The organism is Pseudoalteromonas sp. SR41-4 (genome assembly GCF_014163985.1).
GTDB classification, from domain to species: Bacteria; Pseudomonadota; Gammaproteobacteria; order Enterobacterales; family Alteromonadaceae; genus Pseudoalteromonas; species Pseudoalteromonas rhizosphaerae.
Map to the genome: position 1 here is coordinate 1 of NZ_JACJEI010000064.1, position 6,454 is coordinate 6,454.

Annotated in this window: 6 protein-coding genes; 2 read left to right on the forward strand and 4 right to left on the reverse strand. The window is 39.0% G+C overall.

The genetic code is table 11. The features are described from left to right. Window positions 1-116: 116 nt before the first annotated feature. The 4 genes from H5180_RS23155 to H5180_RS23170 all read right to left on the reverse strand — a co-directional run bounded on the left by H5180_RS23155 (window position 117) and on the right by H5180_RS23170 (window position 4,063). Window positions 117-1,307, reverse strand: a complete 1,191-nt coding sequence (locus H5180_RS23155) for an amino acid aminotransferase (RefSeq protein WP_149983417.1) — start codon at window positions 1,305-1,307, stop codon at window positions 117-119. 79 nt (window positions 1,308-1,386) lie between these two features. Then, window positions 1,387-2,046: a histidine kinase gene (locus H5180_RS23160; protein WP_182731054.1), complete on the reverse strand. Its 660-nt coding sequence runs from the start codon at window positions 2,044-2,046 to the stop codon at window positions 1,387-1,389. 53 nt (window positions 2,047-2,099) lie between these two features. Further along, the gene (locus tag H5180_RS23165) at window positions 2,100-3,758 is read right to left on the reverse strand and encodes a fused response regulator/phosphatase (RefSeq protein ID WP_182759237.1); all 1,659 of its coding nucleotides are present in this window, start codon (window positions 3,756-3,758) and stop codon (window positions 2,100-2,102) included. Further along, window positions 3,758-4,063, reverse strand: coding sequence for an STAS domain-containing protein (locus H5180_RS23170; protein ID WP_145240332.1), 306 nt, complete (start codon window positions 4,061-4,063; stop codon window positions 3,758-3,760). The genes H5180_RS23165 and H5180_RS23170 overlap by 1 nt, the downstream gene beginning before the upstream one ends. 157 nt (window positions 4,064-4,220) lie before the next feature. Here H5180_RS23170 and H5180_RS23175 point away from each other — a divergent pair, with 157 nt between their 5' ends. Together H5180_RS23175 and H5180_RS23180 are read left to right on the forward strand one after the other, a co-directional pair. Continuing rightward, window positions 4,221-4,550 (forward strand): stress response translation initiation inhibitor YciH, encoded by a 330-nt coding sequence (locus H5180_RS23175; RefSeq protein ID WP_145240330.1) that lies wholly within the window; start codon window positions 4,221-4,223, stop codon window positions 4,548-4,550. 138 nt (window positions 4,551-4,688) lie between these two features. Next, window positions 4,689-5,240, forward strand: coding sequence for a hypothetical protein (locus tag H5180_RS23180; protein WP_182759238.1), 552 nt, complete (start codon window positions 4,689-4,691; stop codon window positions 5,238-5,240). The last annotated feature ends 1,214 nt before the right edge of the window (window positions 5,241-6,454 follow it).

A 6,454-nucleotide genomic window follows, 5' to 3' on the forward strand; every position in this document is an offset into this window, starting at 1 on the left:
TAGGTTCTAGGTTCTAGGTTCTAGGTTCTAGGTTCTAGGTTCTAGGTTAAAAAATAAAACCGCACAACAATAAGGTAGTGCGGTTTTTTATTTCAATAAACGCTATTTAAATAAGATTATTTACAAACATCTGCAACAGCATTTGCAAAGTAATCGATATTAGCTTGACTGATACCCGCTACGTTAACGCGGCTTGAACCAACAATGTAGATACCGTATTCTTTTTGCAGGCGCTCAATTTGTTCTTTATTAATACCTAAGAAAGAAAACATACCGTGTTGACGGTCAATAAATGAGAAGTCTTGAGCAATCTCTTTTGCCGCTAGACTGTCTTTGATCAAAGTACGTAGGCCATTGATACGGTTACGCATTTCATCAAGTTCACTGTGCCATTGTTGTGTCAGTTCTGTACTGCTTAAAATGGTATTTACAATGTCAGCACCGTGCGCAGGTGGCATTGAATAAATGCTACGTACCACACTTAACATAACAGAGTTTGAAATGTCTGCTGTTGCACTGTCTTTAGCAATAATTGAACATGCACCAATACGCTCGCGGTATAAACCAAAGTTTTTCGAACATGAAGAACAAATGATTAACTCATCAACTGCATTGGCTAAAATACGTAAACCATTTGCATCTTCTTCAAGGCTTGAACCAAAACCTTGGTATGCAATATCAACCAGCGGTGTAAAGCCAACATCTTTTGCCAGTTCAGCAACCGTGTTCCACTGTGCTTCGTTTAAGTCCATACCACTTGGGTTATGACAACATGCGTGCAGTAATACCACATCACCTTTTGGCACTTGGGTAAGGGTTTCGATCATTTCATCAAATAATAAGTCTTTGTTTTCATAATCGTAGTACGGGTATTCTTTAACTGTTAGGCCAGCGGCTTCAAACAAGCTAATGTGGTTTGCCCAAGTAGGATTAGTAACCCATACTGTCGCACCTGGATTACAGCGAACTATAAATTCAGCTGCAACTCGCAGTGCACCTGTACCGCCAGGAGCTTGTGCTGTACGAACACGATTAGCTAATAACGCTTGGTGCTCACCTAATAATAGGTTTTCCATTTTTTGGCAGTAATCTAAGTTACCCGCCAAACCAATGTATGATTTGCTAGTTTCGTTTTCAAGACGAAACGCTTCAGCTTTTTTAACTGCTTTTAATACCGGCGTATTACCGAATTCGTCTTTATAAACACCAACCCCTAAGTCAATCTTATTTGGGTTAGTATCTTGCTTATAGGCCGCCATAAGGCCAAGAATAGGATCAGTGGGTAATGGTTTTAATACTGAGAACATTGACTATCTCTTTCATTATTTAGGGGTTAGCTGTTGCACTTAGCTTAACATAAAAGCTCACTAGATTGACTAGTGTTATTTACACTAAAAAGTGAGGAATTTTAATACAGCACGCAATTAATAGCGCTAATGTTTGCTGGTTGAAAAAATCGTTATTAAAGGCTTCGCCATCAACAATACCAACGCAGCGATTTGCACTGTCAAAAAGCGGTAAACAGGCTTCTGATTTTACTTTAGGGTCACAGGTATAATATTCACCACCCGCAGCCAAATACTGCTCAACGTTGTTGATCACTCGCCCTTTACTACTCAGTGCCACCTGCACATTATTACTACCAGCAGCAAATGCTTCAGTAAGCGGAAAAAGCGGTCGGCTTGGCGCGCCAAAGTAAGTCAGTTTAAGTAATTGCTGACCCTCAGGTGTTGCTGTACTTTGGTAAATGCCGTACCAATCAACCTTAGTTTGCGCTACAACGTAATCAACAATTAGTTGTAATTGAGCAAGCTTTTGCGTGGTGTGCTGATCTTGCGGTAAAAAATCAGTGAGTTTAAACGGCTCATCTTGTAAATAGCCAAATAAACTGCACGCCCCGCCTTCACCCAGTTCTGGTATTTGATATTGCCAGCGTACCTCAGGAAGCGACTGATTTGATAAATAGCTTTCGAGCTTAGTAAGCTCAGCAGAGACTAACTGAGCAGGCACATCTAACTGCGCAAGAGATAAATAAGAAGAAACCATTTAGCCATCCAAACATCTAAAAAACGAATCATAGCATGGCTAAACAACCACGACTAGCTTTGTTGCTGCGCTAATCGATAACACATTTCAATTTGATTACCCGATGAGTTATAAGTCACCTGCTCTGCTATTTCTTCTAATATAGATAGCCCACGACCGTGCTCGCGATTATTACTGTTAGCATTACTGTCGGTGTTTGCAAAACCATTGCCTGAATCGCAAATTGTAAAATAAAGGCTCAATGCATCAGGACAATAACGTATATCTACAATGATCAATGCATCAACAAGTTTGGCTAATGTTGCCTCTCGAAGTTGATAATACTCAATAAAACCATCCTCTTTATTTTTAATCGCTGAATCGAGCCCTAATACACCGTGATCAAGTGCATTATTATATGCCTCAGAGAGCAGTAAAAAAATATCAGAGCGGTGCTCTTTTAGCCCGCCAACTTGGGTTATCACTTCGACGATTTCAAGCACTGGATCGGTTTGTTTTATTTGCTGTGAATTAAGCGTTAAAGAAAAATTGAACGGTAATCGAGAGTAAGCGGCTTGCTCTTCAGCCGCAGCAGGAACCGCCATACAGTTAAAAAGCACTAAACTAAGGTCGTCCTGTTGTTTACTGCCATGAGCAAACTTAGTAACTTGATTGATCACATCTTCACAGCTGACTTGGGGCTTGCTTGCAAGTGCCTTTATAAAGCGTTGCTCTGAAAAAAATTCATCGTCTGCATTGGTAGTCTCTATAATACCGTCGGTGGCCAGTGCCAAACGCATACTGCTATCGACTTCAAAATGAATTAATTCACGCTCAAATTCATCGCCTTCTAAAATCCCTAAAGCCATGTGCTGTGACTCTAAGGTTTTTAATACGCTTCCTTGTTGATCAATTAAATAAGCGTCAGGCAAGCCACCAAGCCAAGCAGAAACACTTTTCCCGGAGCTACTTAACTCAATAATTGTCGCGGCACAAAACATATGCCCGGGCAATAATTGTACTAATACGGCATTAACTTCTGCGGCAATATCACTGACCGCCATGCCTTTATTAACCATAGTGTAAAACACTTTCGACGCCGGCAATGCCCCTACCGCTGCCGCTAAGCCATGGCCGGTAAAATCCCCCAGCATACAATACAAACTACCAATTGGGCTTTGCCCAACCAAACACATATCACCATTAAACATAGAAGCCGGTGAAAGATGAAAATCAATGTTGTTGGTAAACTTATGTTGGTTTTCTAAGGCATTATTAAAAATATGCTCAACGATTTCGTGCTCGCGCTCGGTTTGATTGTAATGATATTCTAATAATTTATTTTGTTCGTGGGTTTTTAAACTCAGCTTGCGGGTGCGGCTATGAGCTTTTATTTTCGCGGTTAAAATTACTTTATCAAACGGTTTATGAATAAAGTCATCACCACCGACCTCTAAACAACGTTCAAAACTGTTTTGATCTTCCAAAGAGGTTATAAAAATAATTGGTAGGTGAACATCGTTGTATAACTGCTTAATTTTTGTCGCTGTTTCATAGCCATCCATTACTGGCATTATTACATCGAGTAGCACAATATCAATGCTTTGCTGTGCTAATATTGCTAATGCTTCAACACCGTTAGCGGCAGTCGATACCTCGTAATTTTGTTGCACCAGCATTACTTTCAAAAGCGTACAATTAAGTGGCTGATCATCAACAACGAGAATATGCATTAATCAATATCAAACTTTTTATCAAAACGTGATATTTGCAGGATTTTTTTCAGTTGCGGCTGACAATTACTGATTTGAATTGCATCAACTGAGGTACCCAAGGTCTTTTTCATATTCAGTAACATACCAAGGGCGGAGCTATCCATGTAATCTGTTTCTCGCAAGTCAATTACGACCTTAGCGGTTTTTTCATTGATATCGGAATACGACTGTCGAAATGACTGCACTAAATTAAAGTCGAACTTCCCTTTAATTTGAATAGTCAGTGTAGCACCATCTGCTGATGCACTCTTACTTAGACCCATTAGTTAACTCCTGCTCAGATTATCCATTCTTAATTAGTATTAAATATAACTTGTTAATGATAAATCACCAAAAATAAAACACCCTATGCACAAATTTGTTTTAGATTTGATATTATCTAGGCCATTGTTTATTTAACTTTTTAAATGCAGGTTAAGCATGAGTGATAGTAATCTCGTTTATTCAACCGAAACAGGCCGTATCAGCCAACCAAAACCAAGCACAGAAGTGGCTAGTAAAGTATTTAAAGACGGCGCCCTGCGCATCGAACGCCAAACCAAAGGCCGTAAAGGTAAAGGTGTTATGTTGGTAACTGGTATTGACAGCGAGCAACACGATTTAAAAAAACTCGCCAAAACCATTAAAAGTAAAATGGGCCAAGGCGGCGCGGTAAAAGACGGCATCATTGAAGTACAAGGCGACGACCGCGAAAAACTCAAAGCCATCCTCGAAGCACTCAAATTCAAAGTGAAAATTGCCGGAGGGTGAGCCGCCGGCTTGCCTATAAAAAGCAGAGACTTGATGACCTAATTGCATATCTGTACTTTCTTAATTTATGATCAATGTATTGTAATACAAAGAAAAACATTGGAGATAAAATTGTCTACCCACACAAAGAGAGCTTAAATGATATTAGATAATCTACCCAATAAAAAACTAGTCTCTGCTCTAAAAGCTAGTGCAGCTTTGGATATAGAGCTTTGTAAAGACGAATACCTAAGGTGCTTTTCTTACAAAGCTAATTGGGCGCCAGGGATAGACGTTGCTTCATATGAAAATGGTGGTGGTGATGAAATCGTCATTGTCATAAAAGGTGATGCTATTTTAATTAAAGGCTTCGATCATGAATCAGAAGTTAGTCCTCATGCTCAAGAAGAGTTTAGAATTTGGCCAGGGATGTATGAAGGGGCTCCTGAAGAACTGCTCGGCGTTTTAGATAACGATTTCTTCGAAATAGCTCATGTGACCTTTTGTTTTTGGCGTACTTCCAACTCAGGGTCATGGCAACAAGGAACTGTTAATTTCCAAAACAATGAAGATAACGGAGCTAGTTGGCTGCTCCCTGCAATCACTATAACTCCAGAATATTTTATTGAGTATGCGAAGGACTACTACCAAGATGACTTTAATAAAATAACACCAGCAAGGGTACACCAAGTATTCAGCGAATATGAATAGCACAAAACTTTATCGGTGCTGTTGATACAATAAAACAAAGTAATAAAGTAGCGTGGTAACTTGCTTCGCTTGTTCCTCGCGATTTAGCCACTCTCATTTTACCGCCAACGGCAGCGTTAATTTAACTGGAGCAACACTCAATTATGGATGATGTATCGAAGCAATTTAAACCAGTAAAAAAACGGTTTTATCTCGTATTACTATTAACTGTTGTATGCTTTTCAAGTGGCTTTATTCTTCAATATTTTGATATTAAGTTTCTAAATCCTTTTTATGGTGCATTAATCGGAGTGCTCATATTTAACGTTGGTATTTGGTTGTATTACTGGTGTCCAAAATGTAACTCTATTCCATTTGCATCAGGTAGTGAAGGCGTAGAAATCAGACCTAAACTCTGCCATAAATGTGGTGCTAAATTCAGGTCAAAATAAACTAATAGATAGCAGCAAAGCCAAAGGGACTAATGCGGAGCAATAAAAGACGGCATCATCGAAATACAAGGCGACGACCGCGAAAAACTCAAAGCTATACAAAAAGCACTTAAATTCAAAGTAAAAATTGCCGTGGGGGGAACCCCGGTTTTATGGTGTGTGGTACTTAGTCGTATGTAGTGGTATTTAATTAGTTGTCCGTGACGATCTGAGCGGCGGGATTAAGCGTGAAGCGGACAGTTAAGAATTTTGATATCTGAAGTCAAGATTTGTTGGCGAACTATACTTAATGTACTGAAACCCAACAATGGCAGATGCTGTATGGCTTAAAAGCAGTTTCAAAATGTATTACGTCACGTTATTAACTTAAACTACTCCCAACTAAAAAACTCCGTCATGAAGTTGAATCTAATATTGCTAATAACCAACTGGGTCAAGCCATTGCTGACCATGAAGAAACAATATCTCATTGTCCACATTGCGATTCACACGAATTAGATACTGACTATATTGAGAATTATCTGAGTTGGTTTAGAACCATGGAAGATAACACGGAATTCTCAGATCAAACATGGATAAAAGAGGCTTTATAAAATGAATTATCGCCTAGCCACACTTAACTACAACATAGCCATATATAAACAGTCGTTGTATTTGGTTTTTTTCAACAACTCGCGGGATTATTTCTTGTATTTTACAACAACAAAAAAACAACAAATATAAATCCCTTGATTTACATTTAGATACAGAGTTAGACTGAAAGTATTAAAAAACTCAAAGGAT

What these genes read in the sequence shown, in the direction of transcription:
- H5180_RS23165 (WP_182759237.1), bottom strand. Translation starts at nt 3,758, where the DNA reads ATGCATATTCTCGTTGTTGATGATCAGCCACTTAATTGTACGCTTTTG.
- H5180_RS23160 (WP_182731054.1), bottom strand. Translation starts at nt 2,046, where the DNA reads ATGGTTTCTTCTTATTTATCTCTTGCGCAGTTAGATGTGCCTGCTCAG.
- H5180_RS23155 (WP_149983417.1), bottom strand. Translation starts at nt 1,307, where the DNA reads ATGTTCTCAGTATTAAAACCATTACCCACTGATCCTATTCTTGGCCTT.
- H5180_RS23180 (WP_182759238.1), top strand. Translation starts at nt 4,689, where the DNA reads ATGATATTAGATAATCTACCCAATAAAAAACTAGTCTCTGCTCTAAAA.
- H5180_RS23170 (WP_145240332.1), bottom strand. Translation starts at nt 4,063, where the DNA reads ATGGGTCTAAGTAAGAGTGCATCAGCAGATGGTGCTACACTGACTATT.
- H5180_RS23175 (WP_145240330.1), top strand. Translation starts at nt 4,221, where the DNA reads ATGAGTGATAGTAATCTCGTTTATTCAACCGAAACAGGCCGTATCAGC.